Genomic DNA, 17,539 nt, shown 5'->3' with positions numbered 1-17,539 from the left:
GTGAAAGATATGCGTAAACTCTCAAATCAAGCCATCATCTGGCCAGTCTACTTCGATGCATCTAGAACACGAAAGGAAGGGCGCCGCGTCCCCAAAAACCAATCGGTGGTGGCCCCAAAAATCTTGGAGGTTAAAGAAGCCGCGGATCGGCTGGGATTAGAGAATGAGGTGCGTTTGGACGCGCATTTTCCCAAGATGCCCTGGGCTAAAAGCGGGATGCTGCTGGTGGAGAAGCATGAAGCCAAAGAAGCCATAATTAGAAAGCTCGCTCAGAAACTGGTTAAAATCAAAAATCAGCAGGCATCTGAGTTGCCTAAGAAAAGATAAAATGAAAAAGAAAATTAGGCTTTTTCTTTGCTGATAAGCACGGCGTTTATGATGCCGTCGTTGCCTGGTCGACTGGTAACTTTTGCTAAGCCCAAGGCAGTTTCGATTTCTGCGCCCTTCGTGATGACTCCTCGGCGGTTATAATCCACGTTTGCTTGGTTGCGCACGACGCGGACGATTTCGCTTTTCTGGGTGGAGCCGGTTGCGGGGTCAGTTACTGAGGCGTACTTGTCAGTTAGAGCCTTGACTTTCATGTTGCCGCCTAAGCCGCGGGTGACTTTACGTTTGGGTTCGCCCAGTATGGTTTCAGCTGGGTATCCGCCTGCTTCATACTTCTTTTTGCTGCGGTAAACCCGTTTTTTGCCGCCTGTAAGTTTTCTTTTGCGTAAATGGCTTTGCGATGACATAGCTTCATTTCCCTAAATGCGTAGTCACTAAAACACTGGTTTATCATATAAACGTATCCGTTTCTGCGCTTTCGTTTGTTTTAGTTGATACCGCTTTGGCAAAGCTACTGTTGCTCTGCCGCCTCCATCCTCCCCTTAAAGCGGAGCTTGGTTTTGTTGTTGCATTGTGGGTAAGGCGGTATTGTCGATGCCGCTGACTTCGCCGTTGAGTGCTGATATTTGGCCTATAAAGCCGCTTTAGAAGCAGCTATCCAAATGCCAGACGATCAGGCTTAAGAGCTTACCGCGTGCACCCTGAACCGAATATCCAGCGGGCAAGCACTTGCACGGTATCCCTTTCGGTTTTCATGTATGCCTATCTTTTCGGTTGGAAAGTTTTAAAAAGACATCCATTGTATCTCCGCTTTTGGAGAGAGAAGGGTGCACAATTCAAAAAGAATCATGGCTGTTTTGTTGTTAGTTTTAGTGACGCTTTTAATAGCGGCTGCTTTAGCTATGCCCATCAAAGGGCAAACCAGCATTCCATCCAAATCAGGGTCCGATGGCAACCAGAGCGGCTGGAACATGTTTGGCCATGACCTTTCAGGCGCAAGATACTCCACTTCCTCTGCACCCAAAACCAGTCACCTCCTCTGGCAAACCAGTCTTGGCGGACAAGTGCGCTCAGCAGTCACTATTTCAGGCGACAAAGCCTACACTGGCTGTTTCGGCGGAAACGTCTACGCGCTGGATGCAAGCAACGGAAACATCGTTTGGACCTACACTACAGATGGCGATGTATGGTGTACGCCGTTGGTGACTAACGGCGTTGTCTATGTTGGCTCAAACGATTTTAAATTCTACGCAATAAACGCTGAAACCGGCGTTTTAATTTGGAGTATTCAGACAGGCGGCGGTGTTTGGTCTTCTCCAGCAATCGCCAACGGAATCGTTTATGTGGGTTCAACAGACGACAACATGTATGCTTTAGACGCAGGGACCGGCGCTCAAATTTGGAGTTACCCCACAGGAGGGGACATACGAAGTTCACCGGCGGTAGTGAACGGTGTAGTGTTTTTTGGTTCACAGGACAGCACCTTCTATGCTTTGGACGCTGCTACGGGAACAAAAATTTGGAGTTCCCCCACTGGCGATCAGGACACCTACACAAACTCATCACCCGCCGTCGCTGATGGAGTAGTCTATATTGGCTCAACCGACACTAACCTTTACGCCTTTAGAGCCTCAGATGGAGCAACGGTGTGGACTTTTAAAACTCCCGCGAAAGTTTCTTCTTCTCCAGCCGTCTACAATGGACTCGTTTATGTCGGGTCTGAATCAGGGGACTTCTACGCAATCAATGCAGCTTCAGGCAAGCAGGTCTGGACTTATTCAACAGACGGCGCCATCTATTCTTCCCCCGCCGTTGCAGACGGAGTGGTCTATGTTGGTTCATACAGCCCCGATGACTCCGTTTACGCCTTTGATGTTTCTTCGGGTGATCTGCTGTGGAACTACCAGACTAACAGCGGCGTGTTTTCTGCCCCAACAGTTGCGGGCGGCGTGATGTTTGTAGGTTCATACGATAGCAACGTTTACGCTTTCGGTACAGAATTCACTCCCGGCAGCACATCCGAGCAGACTCCAACACAGAACCCTTCAGGCTACACTCCAGGAAAGGTTTGGGCGCCGTCTTCCGCTAGCGGCGTAGCCTCAAGCGCCGTAACCGTTGGAGCATTAGCTGCAGTTACCATCGTAGCCACTGCGGTGTCAAGCGCCTCCGTTTCCTCGGCGTCTTCGCTTTCAAGCAAACTTCTGGGTAAGTTAGGGAGCACTCTTCAGAAGTTGTTTCCCAGCTTTGTTAAAAATTGGTTTGAAAGCTACGTAGCCTCGAAACATAAGTTAAGGGTCGATGAAAAACAGGGGTCGCTGTATTGGCCGTCAAAGGGTGAACTTTTGGTATATTTGGTGTCTGTTCTGACTCTTTCTTTCTCCTTTTCATACGTTCAAGTAAAATCCTCCTCAGAATTTCTAGTTATCTTTCCAACGTTTGTCTTCACGAGCCTTATCGTTGGTTTAGTTAAAACTTACTTGCTAACAATCTATGCAAGACGACGAGGCGTCTGGACAGAATACAAGCTATGGTACTTGGGCATAGCGATGTTCATAATTTCGACCGTAGCTTTCCGCGCGCCCTTCTCTTCGGCGACAAGAAGGGTGAGCACATCAAACAAGCCGGAGAACTTTGTTGGGAAGGTATCCTGCGCAAGCATCCTAATTATTCTAGGCTTTGCAGGCGTATTCTTTTTACTACTCTTAGCTGGATTTACCTTGATCGCTGGAGCAGGTTTAGCGATGTGCCTTATAGCGGCTTTCCTTGACACCATTCCCATCCAACCCATGAGTGGAGCAGACATCTACAAGTACAGTAAACCTATCTGGGCTGCCCTGTTCATCTTAACCCTCTCGCTATATGCAATTTGGCTAACTCATACCCTGTAGAGCATCAGGCACAAAAGCGAAAACCAGCCTCTTCGCCCTAATCGGGGAGGCCTTGCAAGCTGGGGGCTACGTGACGCTCCGAGGGCAGCTTGGCGCTTTCACGGATGGGCAACCATCAAAATTAGCGGCTTTTCTGCAGGCGACAAAAAGGTTCTAAATCGGTTCTTGTCGGGGTAATTGTTTGAAAGGGGCTCTTTTTTAAATGGAAGCATGCCCATTTTAATATATTTTTTAAATTTTTTTGGCTTAAAACAGAAAAATCTTATATACTAAGTCTGAACAAAGAGGGAATTACGAAAAGAGGACAAAAAAATGCAAAATAAAAAATTGATAACCCTCTCTTTGATTATTATTTTAGCTATTTCGATACTGGCGATTTATATTCCACAAGCAAACGCGGCGAAAAAAAGCTATGCAATAGTGGGAGCAGTGCCTAACCCCATCGGAGTGAATCAGGAAACACTTATTGCTGTAGGCATCACTGAAGCAACTCAGGCAACTGAGCTTGGCTGGAAAGGATTAACGGTAACTGTTACTAGACCAGACGGCACAAACGAGACTCTTGGACCATTTGATACAGACTCGACAGGCGCCACAGGAACAGTCTTCATCCCCACTATGGTGGGTAACTATACGTTGCAGTCGCATTTTCCAGGACAATGGGAAAACTATACTGGCGTGGGCTTTTTTGGGCCATTTACTTTCAGTGAATACTACGAGGCAAGCGACAGTGCTCCGCTAACATTGATAGTGCAAGAAGAACCCATCAAGCTCTATCCCGGCAACGCGCTTCCAGGAGAATACTGGACACGACCAATCGACTCGCAGCTCAGAGAATGGTACACTCTTGCTGGAAGCTGGCTATACACCCCAGCCAACAACTTTGCCCCCTACAACTTTGCCCCTGAAAGCGCACATGTACTCTGGACTGAACCTTTAACGCTAGGCGGGCTTGTCGGCGGCGACTATGGCCTTATTGGTTCCGGCGGAACATCGGTGGGCATGGGCATCGGCGACGCATATGAAGGCAAATGGAGCAGCAGAATAATTCTGGATGGGCGGCTTTACTATTCAGAAAGTGCGGCTGGCGGATTGACATCACCTACACCTCCAGTTACATATCACTGCGTGGATTTGCGGACTGGTGAAGAGTACTGGCAGAAAGAATTCCCCAACAACGCTTCAATATCGTTTGGGCAGCTGTTATACTGGCAATCAATGAACTACCAAGGAACCTACGGCTACCTATATGAGCAAACAGGCGGCGCATCATTCTTCGGTCCACCTGCCCCTGCAGTTTGGACGGCATTTGACGCCTACACAGGCAACTGGCGATTCACCATCAACAACGTTCCCGCTGGAACACTGCTGCGTGACGATAGAGGCGCACTCTACATACTGCAATCTGACTTGATCAACGGTTGGATGGCACTTTGGAACATGAGCGCATTCTGCACATGGGGCAGTTCCGGCTTTAACTCTGCAAGCTGGGGCAACTCAGTAAACGGCCAAACATTCACTGTCGGCAACGACGCAAGATCTTTAGCTGCATACTCATGGAACAAAACTATACCTAAAACTTTGGAAGGCAGCGTTGTAGCAACCTTCTTCGGCGACCGCATGGTCGGATCCAATGTCGGCGGAGGCTTCGGAGGAGCAGCAGCTCCATCTAACGTGGCGGTTTGGGCAGTCAGCTTAAAGCAAGGACAGGAAGGAACAGTGCTATTTAACACTCATTGGACGGCGCCATCGGACTGGACAAAAGGCAACCAGTCGCTTAACTGGGCGGCAACCAGCCAAGAAGACGAAATGGGAGTAATTTGGGCAAAAGAAACAAGGACACATTATGGTGTCAGCTTCACTGATGGAAAGCTGGTTTGGGGACCATCAGAACCACAATACTACATGGACATCTACGAGGGCACCCAGCTTACCTCGCATTTCATAGCATACAACAAACTCTACGCTAGCGGCGTCAGCGGCATCCTATACTGCTATGACGTAAAAACAGGTGACAGCCTATGGCAATATGCAGCCCAAGACCCCTACACAGAGATGCTTTGGAACAACAACTGGTGGCTCTCGATACCCTTCATCAGCGACGGAAAAGTCTACATTGGCTCAGGTGAACACTCACCCAACCAGCCGCTGCCACGGGGCGCACCATTTGGATGCGTGAATGCAACGGATGGAACCCTGATTTGGCGGATAAACGGCATGTTTAGACAAACTGGATGGGGAGGCAACGCAATTATCGGCGACAGCGTAATCGCGACCATGGATACATACGACCAAAGAGTATACGCTATCGGTAAAGGACCGAGCGCAATGACTGCAGAGGCACCACTGAGCGGTGTACAACTTGGCAACTCTGTTACATTACGTGGGACAATCACTGATATTTCTCCAGGCACTAACAGCCAATCGTTGTCGATGCGGTTCCCCAACGGCGTACCAGCGGTTTCTGACGAAAGCATGAGTGATTGGATGCTGTATGTGTACAAGCAATTCGCGAAACCCGCCAACGCTACAGGGTTGACAATCGACCTCAGCGTTGTCGACGGCAACGGCAACTACCGAGAAATAGGCACAACTACAAGCGATGCAGACGGCTTCTTCAGCTATAACTGGACCCCCGATATAGAGGGCTCATACACGGTCTACGCGTCATTCGGCGGCAGCGCAGCATACTACCCCTCACATGCAGTTACAGCGTTCAGCGTTGATCAGGCACCTACACCAGCACCAACAGCGGAACCTGTCTCAGGATACGTTACAGCTAGCGACCTACTTACCTATCTGGCAGCCGGCGTTATCGCCATAATAATCGCCATAGCCATCGCTACACTGCTAATCATGAGAAAACATTAGGCAGCAAAACTTTCATCCACCTTTTCTTTTTTTGTTACCTTTCTAAATTTGCAAGAAAACTGCCTACAGGTCAAGCTAAAAAACAAGCCTTTTTCGTCTTTAAGATCAAGAATAAGGGCGACATCTTCGGTTTTTAACTTGAAAACAAACCAACCGATATTTTGACTTGTTGTCTAATGTTTGGGAGAATTGCGATGCAGAACTTCACAGTGGAAGCGTTCTCGGTTCATGCTTCAGCGTATGCAAAGTCTCTGGATAAGCGCTGCTAAGTTTAGTATAAGCTTTTATACGTTTGTTGATGACATGTTAAAACTGATAATGTTACTTCCGAGGTTCAAGACGTAAATGCCCTACATCAAAAAAATCGAGTTAAAAGGCTTTAAGTCTTTTGGACCCCAAACAGTCAAGGTTAACCTTGACAAGGGGTTCACAGCCATCACTGGACCCAACGGAAGCGGCAAAACCAACATCATGGACGCCATGCTTTTCTCGCTGGGTGAACTCAGCACACGCAGGCTCAGGGCAGAGAACTCTGCGAAGCTGATTTTCCACGGCTCCGAGAAATCAGGTATCGACAAAGCCAAGATGGCTAAGGTTGTAGTGCAATTCGATAATACCGACGGCTTAATGCCCGTGGACACCACGACCGTCACCGTCTCGCGGGAGGTCTACCGGAACGGGCAAAGCGTCTATCGCCTCAACGGCCGCCGCATGAGCCGCACCCACATCACTGAGACGCTATCTATGGCTGCAATTAGCAGCATGAGCCAAAACATTATTCCGCAGGGCACCATTACGCGGCTCACCGATTTAACCGCGATGGAACGCCGCAAAATCATCGAGGACCTCATCGGCATCGCCCAGTATGACTCCGAGAAAACCGAGGCAGAAGAAAAGCTGCGCGCCGCTGACATATCCATCCGTACCGCCATGGGCAGAATCGACGAAGTCCAAAAACGCCTCGACGACCTTGAACGCGAACGCAACCAGCTTCTACGCTACAGCTTCATTCAGGGCGAAACACGCAAGTTCCAAGCCATCAAAATCTCAAGTGACATCACCGCGCAGAACATCAAAATCGCGGAAAGCACAACGCAACTGGGGAAGGTTAAGGAGCGTGTGGATAAGCTTAAGGAGCAGCGGGAGCTGCGGCGGGGCAAACGCCATGAGATTGAGGGGGACTGGCGTAAGCTCAGCGGCGAGGGACTCGAGCAGGGCGGCTCCGAGGTGCTTAAGGTTCAGATTAAAATCGGCGAACTTAAATCTAAACTCACCGAACTCAGCACCAAAATCAATTCGGGGCAAGCTAGCCTTGACAGCTTTAGCCGCGTGAAAGAAAACAACGTGGCGCAGCATGAAAACCTGCAGCAGGAAATCCGCGAAAACCGCCTTAAAATCCGCCAGTACCGAAGTGAACACGAGAAACTTGGGGTGCAGCTTGCCGAGAAGCAGAGCCAGCATGAAGCCCTCGCGAAGGAGACCTCGTCGCTTTGGGAGGGATTGGAGGGTAACAACCAGCAAATTCACGCTTTAAACCAGCAGATTGGGGAGCATGTGCGGCGGCTGGCGTATCTGCGATCCGAGTACAAACAGGACAAGGCTGCTCTGCGGCTCTGTATGGGGCGAATAAAAAGTCTCACTGTACGCAAGGAGAAATTTATCGCCAGCCAAGCAGAAATCGAGAAGTCGCTTGTGGAGCTTGAGCAGGTTCAGCGGGACCAAAAGTTGCAGCTTAAAAACCTCGAGCAATCCGTCGAGCGTAAGCAACTTCAAAAAGAGACCGTTAACAGGGAAATCGAGGAAGCCGAGAAAATCGCCAGTTCCGCTAAAGATGCAGTAATCGAGTTTGCGACTCAACGTGACCTCGCAGCAACCATCGCTGCTGAAGAGAAAGCGCTAAGACGCATCGAAGAAATGGGCGATGTAGGCGCTATAAACGGCATCCAGGGCAGGCTGCGTAGTCTCATAAAAATTGATAAGAACTTCAAGAAAGCCATCGACGCCGCCGCCGAGGGCTGGCTTGATGCGTTAGTTGTCAAGGACATTGATGTGGCATTTACCTGCGCTGAGACGCTGCGCCGCATGAAGTTGGGCAGAGTTAAAATCATACCGCTGCAGGGCGTAGTGAACCCCAAGAATAAGCCATCGCCCAAACGGGAAGGCGTCGTAGGTGCCCTCGCGGGCTTCATGAAGTATGACAGCGGCATCGAATTGGCCATTAACTACGTTTTCGGCGACACATTCGTGGCGTCAAACGATAAAACCGCGTTTGCCCTCTCCAACGAAGGCTACCGCGCCGTCACCGTCGCCGGCGACCTCTATGAACCCGGCGCCTTCGAAAGCGGCTACTACCGTGCGCCCCTGGACTTCTCCACCATAATCCCCAGCGAAAACGCCCTCAAAAGCCTCGACGAAGCCGTAAAAGCCCTCCAGACCCATTTGACCGCGCGGGGCAGCGACATAGTAACCATCGAATCTGAGCTCGAGCAAGCTAAAATCGAGATGACCCGCCTATCCGAGGGCATCGCTACTCTTGACCGGGAACTCGTGCGTATCAGACGCAGCGTCAAGCGCACTCAGCTAAACATTCACCAAATCGATAAACTCGGCAGCAAACTTGAACGTGAAGCCGCAGCCTACAAAGGCCGCATGGGCATGTACCGCAACGAACGCAACAGCATCCGAGCCGCCCTCAAAAAAATCCACACCGAAATCGGGGAACTGCGCCTTAAAACCGATGTAACCCACATCCAGGAGCTTGAGGTGCAGCGTGAAAAGTTCGGTGAAGAAGCCAACACGCTACGTCAGCAACTCGGCAGCCTGCAAACCGAAATCAACACCTATCAATCCCAGTTTGACCGCGTGTTGCGTGTGGGCTACAAGAACATAAAGATTCAGCTATCCAAGATGGATCAGCAGCAGGGAAAACTTGCCAGGGAAGTTGCCGACGCAACCGTGGAACGCGACGCCCTCAAAGTGGAAGTTGAGGAACTTGAAAAGAAACGCATCGAACTGTCAAATGCTGTGCTATCGGCGCGGGAGGAATCCAAAAAGTTCACTTCCCAAATCGACGTCATCGACTCGGAGCTACGCCTGTTTGACGCGGAGTATGAGCAAGCAGATAAACTCCAGAACCAGCTGCATTTTGGCTTGGAGAACACACAGCTTCGGCTCTCGCAGCTTCAAAGCCAGCTTCACCAGTACGGCTACGAGCAGCCGCTGCCGACGGATCCGCGGCAGGTGCAGGAAGCCGAAACCACCATACGCATGATGCAGTTTGAGATGGAACGCATCGGCGCCATCAATCAGCTTGCCGCCCAGCACTACTCCGACCAAATCAGCCGCTACCGCGAGCTTTCAGTGCGCCTAAACGAGCTGGAACGGGAAAAGCAGGCTATCGTATCGTTTATGGATGAAATCGAAGCTAAGAAACGCAAGGTGTTCATGACTGCGTTTGAAAAAATCAACGCCAGCTTAACGGTGTACTTTGAAAAGATGACTGGCGGCGGCAGCGCCACGCTTAAACTGGAGAACCCCGAGGAGCCCTTCACGGGAGGCATCGACATGATTGTGCAGTTCCCCAACAAGCCCAGCATCGTCGTCAGCGGAGCCAGCGGCGGCGAACGATCGATTTCTGCGGTGGCATTTATTTTCTCGCTTAAAGAGTTCTCGCCTGCATCCTTCTACATCCTCGACGAGGTCGACGCGCACTTGGATGCCTTCCACACCACCAAACTGGCGGAGACGCTGCTTGAAGAGGCAAGCAAAACCCAGTTCATAGTCATCAGCCTACGCCCGGAAATGGTTAATAAAGCCCAAAAAGTCTACGGCGTCTACGAACGCAACGGCATCTCAAACGTGGTGACCGCTAAATTCCCCGCGGAGGCGCCCGCATAGATGGCTACGTCAGCGACGACTCCGATGAGGCGCCCCTTCTATCTGCGGCCGCCATGGAACATCCTCTTCGAAATCAGCAAACTCGAAAAACTCACCCCTTGGAACGTAAACATCGCCTATCTGCTACGGTCTTTCCTCTCAGAGATGGAAAAAACCCACCCTGAAAAAGTGGATTTCCGCGCTTCAGGCGTCGCCCTAGATTCATCAGCGCTGATTTACCTCATGAAGTCCAAGCTACTGCTCACGCTCCAGGAACCCCCCGTCCCACCGCCCAAGATTCCAACAGACTTCGTTCCACCGCCCCTCTTTCTGCCCCTGCGCCATGAACTCACATCCACCACGATTCAGCATCTGCTAGAAGTCCTAGATGACGTTTTGAAGGGTGAGAAGCTGCTTAGTTTGCATCCAGTAGTGGAGCAGCATCCCGTTTTGCCTGCGGTTACTGATTTGCTTCCGCAGTTCGACCGCTTCATCGCGGAACTCGAGATGCAGGTGGATTCTCTCTATGCGATTTTACTGGAGAAAACTGGCGGGCAAGGCATCATTGACTTCACTACCCTCTCGAAGGGGGCGACACGCATTGAGGCTTTGCGTATGTTTATTTACCTGTTGTTCCTTGCTCAGGATGGCTTAGTCAGCCTCTGGCAGAATGAGGAAACCGAGGAACTCTACATAGCTGTGGGGAAACTGAACGTTGGAAAGCACTAAGGACGAGTCAACTAAACCAAGCTTAGAAGCCGCCGATACAGAGCATTCTCAGGCAAACGAGCGAAAAGCGCACGTGTTGATGCTGCTTGAAGCCGCCCTCTACGTTGCGGGGCGCCCACTTGATATGAATGAGCTCTGCCAAGTTGCGGGTAGCCGCAGCAAAAAACGCGTTGTCTCATACCTTGAAACCCTCATGCAACAGTACAACGCACGCGTCAGCGCCATAGAGATATTGGCGCTCAAAGACGAACGCTACGTGTTGCAGGTTAAAGCCGAATTCACGCCCCTCATCAAAAAACTCGTCAACCGCCCCCTGCTCTCATCGGGTCCCCTAAAGACACTCAGCTACATTGCCTACCGCCAACCCATCAGCCAAAAAAGGGTGGTGCAGGTCCGGGGGCAACATGCCTATGGCCACGTGAAGATGCTTAAGGATATGGGGTTGATTATGTCGGAGCGTATGGGGCGTTCGTTGGCGCTAAAAACAACTGATTACTTCGCTGACTATTTTGGGTTAACGCAGGATATGACGACGCTGAAGCGGGATTTGCGTAAGATTTTCGGGGAAGCCATCAAGGAGGATGTGGCTGAGCGGGAACGGAAAGAGGTTGAGGAAGAGAAGCAGGCGATGGCGGAGACAGAGGCATCCGATGAGCCGGATACAGAGGGTAAGCCGCGTGCACGGCTTAACTTCGAAGGTCCCAACCAGCCCTAAACCCCTTTTAGCTTGCTTTTTTGAAGAGGATAAGTTTTGGGTTACCTGCCGATCGCCGTTATTGGGGTTCAAAAAATTAATTAACCCTAACAAGAAAAGGGCATGTATGTCAAAATTAAAATTCGGTCTTCAGCATCCCTGTTTCACTTACGATGGACAGGGAAACGCTATTTTCGAAACGGTCAATGAAAGAGCGCAATACGTAGAGAACCACGGTTTTGATGGTTTCTTCGTAATGGATCACTTCTTTCAGATCCCGTATGTTGGCGCTAAGGATGAGCCGATGCTTGAAGCCTGGACAACGATTTCTGCGTTAACACAGCTAACAAGCAAAATAAAGCTTGGGACGTTGGTAACGGGGAATATCTACCGCAATCCTGCCCTGCTAGCCAAAATGGCGGCGAACGTTGATTTGATGAGTAACGGTAGATTAATTTTAGGCATAGGCGCAGGGTGGTTTGAAGAAGAAGCCAAAGCCAACGGTATTCCCTTCTTTAACGTTGCGGAACGTTGTAAACGACTCGAGGAATCAGTTCAAATCATAAAGGGAATGTGGACAAACCCCAAAGGCTTCACATTCCAAGGCAACTATTACGAAGTAAACAATGCCCTCTGCCTGCCCGAACCAATCCAGAAGCCGCATCCACCTATAATGATTGGCGGAGGAGGAGAAAAACAAACGCTGCGGGTCGTCGCTAAGTATGCGGATGCCTGCAACCTTTTCGGCGGACCTAGAACCATCAAGGCTAAACTTGACGTGCTAAAGAGGCATTGCAACAATGTTGGGCGAGATTACGGTGAAATATTGAAGAGTACTCTTACGTCGGTGGTAATCGCTGAAAACCAAGGAGGCTTAGATATGGCGTTAGCGGGGATCCGGGAACCAGGGGTTAGTGATGAGGAGTTGGATGAAATTGTCCTCTATGGAACCCCAAATGAGGTAGCAGCAAAAATAGAGCAGTTGATGCAGGCGGGAATACAGTACCTAATCGTTAACTTTAGAGGGGGACCGTCGGAGAAGGACATGTTAAAGTTATTCGCCGAAAAAGTTGTTCCTCAATTCCAATAAATAGCCGCCCAACCGGTGGGAGCTATGGCGAGCTTGCGGAAAAATCGTTTTGGCGGACCCAAACAGACACAAGAAACAAGGCAACTCAAGCAAACGCTTACCTACGCATAAAGAGGTAAAACCCCAGAAAACTACCCTTTCGCCCTTATCAGAACATCAAAATTTTGTCTGTTCTGCTTGTGGTTTGCTCCACAACCAACCTGCAATCTGCATTAACGCCTGAAGCCAAAAAGCGTTGTGTTGCACAAACCACGGGTTGTTGTTGTGTAAAGAGGGGTCCCCCACAACAACTATAGAGAACAGTTGTTTTACCAAAAATTAGGCGGGACGCTCTCTGAGAAAGCACAGAAGAACCCGGCGGTTAGGGTGTTAGTTGTATGTGGGTTGCCTGTTTTTTCTCTGTATCTATGATGGCTATGCTTGGTTTCCCAGTTAAATAGCCGCAGAGTTCACCGGGATTCACCGCCAACGTTTTGCCCCGCTGCTCTACAGCAGCATTGTGAGAATGACCATGCACGACGCAGTCAAAGTAACCGCAGTTTAGGATGGCTTCAAGAAGCTGGGTTTCGTGTCCATGCAGCAACGCGATGCGGAAGCCCTCCACCACCACCTCGGTGAAGCGGTCATGCACCGTGCAATTCTTGGTTTCACTGAAACGCAGTTTAAGCAGCTCATGGTCGCCGTCGTTGTTTCCAAAGACGCCGATGAGGGGGCAGTTAAGCTGACGGAATTTGGCTATGGTAAACGGCGCCACGTAGTCGCCTGCATGCAGCACCAGCCCCACGGCTTTTGCGTTTAGGGTTTGGACTGCTGCCTCTATGAGGGGTATGTTGTCATGAGAATCTGAAACTGCACCGACAAACAAGTTCTTCACCATGATTGTTCTGTGAAAGGGGCAGTAAAGGTTTTCTGTGTTTAAGAAGGGACAGGTTAATTGACTAAATTTTTGTTTTCGTTGATAAGTATTATATATAGAATATTATAAAGTAATTCTCAAGTGTTAAAATATGCTGGCGCTGAAGCATAAGAGACGTGACCAACTTAACATAATCGCAAGCATACTGCACATTGCTAAAGGCGGTGTTCTTAAAACACAAATCATGTACCAGGCGAACCTGAGCTTTTCGCAGCGCAACGACTACATCGTGTTTCTGCTCAACAACGGCTTAATCACCCCCGCCGAGATCAACGGCAAAGAAGGCTTAATCATCACCGTAAAAGGCACCGGATTTCTTAATCGGTACCATGAACTCATGCGGCTCATAGAGCCCAATTCAACCATACGGCAAACCGGACAATCCAAACGCTACGGCAAAGTCAGCAGCGTTCGATCGCCCGCGGCAACTCCGCAAGGCTCCTGATGGTTTGGTCAGGGCAAAACTTCTCCGACTGCTTCTGCAATCGCCGCTCAATGTAAACTGAGCGCATACCCACCGCTTTGGAGCCCTCGATGTCAGCGTCGATTGTATCGCCTACAAAAACCGTCTCCGAAGGCAAAACATTCAGCATCGCAAGTGTGCTCTTGAAGATTTCGGGGCTGGGCTTACGTTTGTTAACTGCGCCGGAAACCACTATAACCTCAAAGAAACCGTCGATGCCGCCCCGCTTAAGGAGGCTGTAGACGCATTCAGGTATGGCAAAGTTGGAGATGACGCCAAGCCGGTATTTGCTGCTCAGCGCCTTAAGCGTTGCCAGGGCGTCTTCGTCTAAAACCACGTATTTGCTGAATTCCACGCAGAACTCCTCGGTTGCCTTCGACACGATGGGGTCTTGGGCGAGGTGGCTGTACCCGAGGGCTTTTAGGGTCGCTGCGACTCGGACGTTGAAGTGGGGGTCTTCCAAGTTGAGGTCTGCTTGAGCGTAGAGTCGGTCACGTTCCTCTATGTAGGTGGCTTCAAAGCGCTCAAAGGCCACTTCTAGGCCATATCCGCTGAGGAACCGATACATCCGCATAAGGGAGGGCTTGTAGAATTCGTGGTTTTTCTGTATAAGCATCAGCGTATCGAACATGTCGAAGAGAACAGCTTTAATCGTCATGGCTCTCAAAGCTAAACCTCCAAGGAGTAATAAAACTGTTCTCTCCCCGCTACTTATCCCAGAATTCCCGTGTGCGCAGAAACTGGATTTTCGCTTTAAGCAGGTCCATATAGAACTTGTCCTCTTCAGGGTGCATCTTACCCAGAATCCGCGACGCCGTCTCCGCGCCCACCCCCTTCACCTGCAAAGCACGCACCGCCTGCTTGCCATAGCTGAGTGTAAGGTCGGCTTTGCGGCGGGCTACACTGAGCTCCTTGAGTTCCTCTGGCGAAAGCTCCTTTCCCTCCCGCCTCCGTGTCAAAGCATCCCGCAGTTGATTAACATCTTGGCTTCGGTACAGCGGCGCCAAAAGCCCCGACCCACATTTGCCACAAACGGGCTCAGGGGGCAAATCTTTGATTTTCTGCTGCACTGTCCACTGCCCGCATTTCATGCACATCAGCATCACCACACGGGCATCTATAGCCATTTTAAGTTTGTCGATATTGCTGACCAGCACCTTCTCAGGCGCCATCAACTCGGATACATCGCCGAATTTTGAGAGGATATGGTATGCAAGCGGCGTGGGCTTATCGTAGCTGACGTAAGTGGTGACTTTGATGTGGCCCGCCTTCACATCTCGCATTATTTGCTTTGCCGTCTCTAAATCCACCTTCTCCATAAGGGCTTCCCGGATGGTTTCACGGTAAATGGGCGTGTTATCGAAGCGCGATTTAAGTTCGGCTTGCCTCTGATAACTCATTGTCTTGCCCCTTGGCAGCACCCCGAAGCGTTCCGCCACGAACTTCATTTTGTAGCCGAATGGGAACTTTGCCTCTAAATAGCGGTTGAAGGCGTCGTTGACGGCTTGGTCGGTTAAGCCGAAAAGCGTTTGGGGCAACTCAGCCAAATCGTACTTGTTGAGTTTGCGTGGCGCCTCGATGAGGATGCGGTAGCCGTCAGTCCACCATCCGCTGATGAGTTCACGCTCCGAGAGGACGCTGTCAAAAATGCCGCCCAGCGCCTTATTTACCAGTTCCCCAAAGCATGCATGCACGATGAGGTAGCGGTCGTAGGCTTCAAGCACAATGTGGTCCTGTGTGGGCAAGGGCGCACCCAGCTTAATTTGCTCCTCCACCTCCGAAATCGCCGCCGCCATGCTGGCTTTATCCGAGCCCAACTCTTTCGCCAAAACCTCCGCTGCAACCGCGGCGTCGCCTGTTTCCTTGAGGGCCTGTGCGATTCGCTGCCGATTCTGCCCCGTCTGCTGCGCCAACTCGTAGGGCACAGGCAAAATCTCGCCGTCCCAGCCGGGAACCGACGCCATCGGATCCTCCGAGGGCACAACATGCACCACTCCCGCTTCATCCTCAATCTGCACTATCCTCCAAACCTTCCCGCGCATGATGAAGCTTAAGCCGACGCGGGCGTGGAGCGCCATGAATTCGTCTCCTAGGCTGCCGATTTTGCGGTCAGATATTACGTTTATGACGGGGTAGCGGCGCTCGTCAGGTATCATGGATAGGTTTTCGTAGTAGTAGGGGCGGGTTTTTCGGGTTTTAGTCAATGTGGCTTCGTCTTCGCTGAGTCTTATTTGGTTGAGGCTGTCTAAAAAGCGTAGCAGGTCCAAAAGCTCGCTTTTCTGGAGGCTGCCGTAGAGGTGGCTTCTGCGGATGAGCCTAAGCAAATCCGCCACAGCAAGTGGCGCCTGCAAATCCATCAGCAACCCCGCGGTCTGATGCGCCAAAACATCCAGCGCCCCCACATGCATAGCTACGGCTTCGATGCAGCCCCGCTTGGCGTTTCTAATCGCCGCCAGCGCCTCCAAGGTATCATCGGGATAAACGGTGATTACTGCCCCCTCGGATTGCCCACCCAATCGGTGTCCGCTTCTGCCCACCCGCTGAATCAAACTGCTGACGTGCCGCGGCGACATATACTGCAGCACCAAATCCACCTGCCCCACATCGATGCCAAGCTCCAAGGTGCTGGTGCAGATAATCGCTTTAAGCTGCCCCTCCTTGAAGGCATCCTCAATGGCGATGCGTTCCTCCTTGGAGATGGAGCCATGATGCACCGCGATGTCACCGCGTCCTAGCTGCGACAGTTTATAACCCAAAACTTCGGCGACGGTGCGGCTGTTAACAAAAAGCAGCGTGGAACGGTGGCTATCCACCAGTTCAAGCATGCGGCGGATGCGGGCGGCAGCTTCGGGGCTGCTTTCCAGTTTACCCGCCAACTCAAAATCTGCCTCCACCGGCAGGGGCTGCTCTACGCTGTAGCGGTAGCTTTTCTCCGCGGATGCCTCCACCAACAAGACGGGTCGGCGGCTTCCCGCGAGGTAACCGGCGACTTCCTGTGGGTTGCCTATGGTTGCTGATAATCCGATGCGTTGAAACTCGCGTCCAGTAACCAGCCGCAGCCGCTCGAGCGCCAACGAGAGCTGTGCACCCCGTTTGCTGGCGGCTAAATCATGCACTTCATCGATAACCACGAACTCCACGTTTTTGAGGTGGCGACGCATCTGTGACCCCGGCAGAATCGCTTGGAGAGTTTCAGGAGTAGTGACTAAGAGTTGGGGTGGGGTTTTGGCTTGTTTGCGGCGGATTTTCATTTCGGTGTCGCCGTGGCGTACGTCGACGGTTAAGTCGAGTTTTCCGCTCCAGTACTTGAGGCGCTTAAGCATGTCGCGGTTAAGGGCGCGTAGCGGCGTGATGTAGATGACTTGGATGCCGCATTGCTGGGGGCTTTTGTGCTCAAGAAGCTTGGAGAAGATGGGCAGCAGCACCGCCTCGGTTTTGCCTGTACCCGTTGGCGCAATCAACAAGACGTTTTTGCCCTCCAAAATGGGCGCAAACGCGAGCGCCTGAGGCAGCGTGGGCTCTATGAACCCGAAGTCTGCAAGCGCAGATTGGACAGGTTGGGCCAGAAGTGCAAATGCGGAGGCGTTTTGGGCTGACATTTCCTTTAATGACTATGCGCAAGGAGATTGTTTTAACTTTTTAGTGGAAAAAAGATGAATCAACCCGAAAACCGTGGGGTTCTGTA

The 17,539-nt window shown here is 51.1% G+C and carries 12 protein-coding genes; 8 read left to right on the top strand and 4 right to left on the bottom strand.

Features of this window, described 5'->3' with window-relative positions:
• Window positions 1-9 precede the first annotated feature (9 nt).
• Window positions 10-327: a signal recognition particle protein Srp19 gene (locus NWE93_06885; GenBank protein MCW3999946.1), complete on the top strand. Its 318-nt coding sequence runs from the start codon at window positions 10-12 to the stop codon at window positions 325-327.
• Between the two features lie 14 nt (window positions 328-341).
• Here NWE93_06885 and NWE93_06880 read toward each other — a convergent pair whose 3' ends face one another.
• A complete protein-coding gene (locus NWE93_06880) occupies window positions 342-734 on the bottom strand; it encodes a 30S ribosomal protein S8e (protein MCW3999945.1) in 393 nt (130 codons plus the stop codon).
• Between the two features lie 465 nt (window positions 735-1,199).
• Between NWE93_06880 and NWE93_06875 the strand changes: the two genes are divergently transcribed.
• From NWE93_06875 to NWE93_06850, 6 genes are all read left to right on the top strand, one after another.
• On the top strand, window positions 1,200-3,215 hold the full coding sequence (locus NWE93_06875) for a PQQ-binding-like beta-propeller repeat protein (GenBank protein MCW3999944.1): 2,016 nt from the start codon (window positions 1,200-1,202) through the stop codon (window positions 3,213-3,215).
• A 312-nt stretch (window positions 3,216-3,527) separates the two neighbouring features.
• Complete coding sequence (locus NWE93_06870) at window positions 3,528-6,086, top strand: PQQ-binding-like beta-propeller repeat protein (protein MCW3999943.1); 2,559 nt, start codon at window positions 3,528-3,530, stop codon at window positions 6,084-6,086.
• 345 nt (window positions 6,087-6,431) lie between these two features.
• On the top strand, window positions 6,432-9,983 hold the full coding sequence (locus NWE93_06865) for a chromosome segregation protein SMC (GenBank protein ID MCW3999942.1): 3,552 nt from the start codon (window positions 6,432-6,434) through the stop codon (window positions 9,981-9,983).
• The gene (locus NWE93_06860) at window positions 9,984-10,691 is read left to right on the top strand and encodes a hypothetical protein (protein MCW3999941.1); all 708 of its coding nucleotides are present in this window, start codon (window positions 9,984-9,986) and stop codon (window positions 10,689-10,691) included. It begins immediately after the preceding gene.
• Window positions 10,678-11,406 (top strand): SMC-Scp complex subunit ScpB, encoded by a 729-nt coding sequence (scpB, locus tag NWE93_06855; protein ID MCW3999940.1) that lies wholly within the window; start codon window positions 10,678-10,680, stop codon window positions 11,404-11,406. The genes NWE93_06860 and scpB overlap by 14 nt, the downstream gene beginning before the upstream one ends.
• A gap of 106 nt (window positions 11,407-11,512) precedes the next feature.
• Window positions 11,513-12,475 carry an LLM class F420-dependent oxidoreductase gene (locus tag NWE93_06850; GenBank protein MCW3999939.1) on the top strand — a complete coding sequence of 321 codons (963 nt, stop codon included), beginning with the start codon at window positions 11,513-11,515 and terminating at the stop codon, window positions 12,473-12,475.
• Window positions 12,476-12,836: 361 nt separating this feature from the next.
• Here the strand turns inward: NWE93_06850 and NWE93_06845 are convergent, their stop codons facing one another.
• Entirely contained in the window at window positions 12,837-13,352 is a 516-nt protein-coding gene (locus NWE93_06845) for a metallophosphoesterase (protein ID MCW3999938.1), read from the bottom strand.
• Window positions 13,353-13,482: 130 nt separating this feature from the next.
• Between NWE93_06845 and NWE93_06840 the strand changes: the two genes are divergently transcribed.
• Window positions 13,483-13,836: a winged helix-turn-helix domain-containing protein gene (locus tag NWE93_06840; protein ID MCW3999937.1), complete on the top strand. Its 354-nt coding sequence runs from the start codon at window positions 13,483-13,485 to the stop codon at window positions 13,834-13,836.
• Here NWE93_06840 and NWE93_06835 read toward each other — a convergent pair.
• On the bottom strand, window positions 13,793-14,512 hold the full coding sequence (locus NWE93_06835; GenBank protein ID MCW3999936.1) for an HAD family hydrolase: 720 nt from the start codon (window positions 14,510-14,512) through the stop codon (window positions 13,793-13,795). The two genes, NWE93_06840 and NWE93_06835, sit on opposite strands and share 44 nt — an antisense overlap.
• 49 nt (window positions 14,513-14,561) lie before the next feature.
• Window positions 14,562-17,453, bottom strand: coding sequence for a DEAD/DEAH box helicase (locus NWE93_06830; GenBank protein MCW3999935.1), 2,892 nt, complete (start codon window positions 17,451-17,453; stop codon window positions 14,562-14,564).
• Window positions 17,454-17,539 lie beyond the last annotated feature (86 nt).

The organism is Candidatus Bathyarchaeota archaeon, assembly GCA_026014735.1.
In the GTDB taxonomy this organism is placed as follows: Archaea; Thermoproteota; Bathyarchaeia; order Bathyarchaeales; family Bathycorpusculaceae; genus Bathycorpusculum.
This window is presented reverse-complemented; position numbering and strand designations above follow the sequence as displayed.

Excerpts from the sequence above, each read along its gene's own strand:
- NWE93_06880 (MCW3999945.1), bottom strand. The coding sequence starts at position 734 with ATGTCATCGCAAAGCCATTTACGCAAAAGAAAACTTACAGGCGGCAAA.
- NWE93_06860 (MCW3999941.1), top strand. The coding sequence starts at position 9,984 with ATGGCTACGTCAGCGACGACTCCGATGAGGCGCCCCTTCTATCTGCGG.
- NWE93_06850 (MCW3999939.1), top strand. The coding sequence starts at position 11,513 with ATGTCAAAATTAAAATTCGGTCTTCAGCATCCCTGTTTCACTTACGAT.
- NWE93_06870 (MCW3999943.1), top strand. The coding sequence starts at position 3,528 with ATGCAAAATAAAAAATTGATAACCCTCTCTTTGATTATTATTTTAGCT.
- NWE93_06885 (MCW3999946.1), top strand. The coding sequence starts at position 10 with ATGCGTAAACTCTCAAATCAAGCCATCATCTGGCCAGTCTACTTCGAT.
- NWE93_06835 (MCW3999936.1), bottom strand. The coding sequence starts at position 14,512 with ATGACGATTAAAGCTGTTCTCTTCGACATGTTCGATACGCTGATGCTT.
- NWE93_06845 (MCW3999938.1), bottom strand. The coding sequence starts at position 13,352 with ATGGTGAAGAACTTGTTTGTCGGTGCAGTTTCAGATTCTCATGACAAC.
- NWE93_06865 (MCW3999942.1), top strand. The coding sequence starts at position 6,432 with ATGCCCTACATCAAAAAAATCGAGTTAAAAGGCTTTAAGTCTTTTGGA.
- NWE93_06830 (MCW3999935.1), bottom strand. The coding sequence starts at position 17,453 with ATGTCAGCCCAAAACGCCTCCGCATTTGCACTTCTGGCCCAACCTGTC.
- NWE93_06840 (MCW3999937.1), top strand. The coding sequence starts at position 13,483 with ATGCTGGCGCTGAAGCATAAGAGACGTGACCAACTTAACATAATCGCA.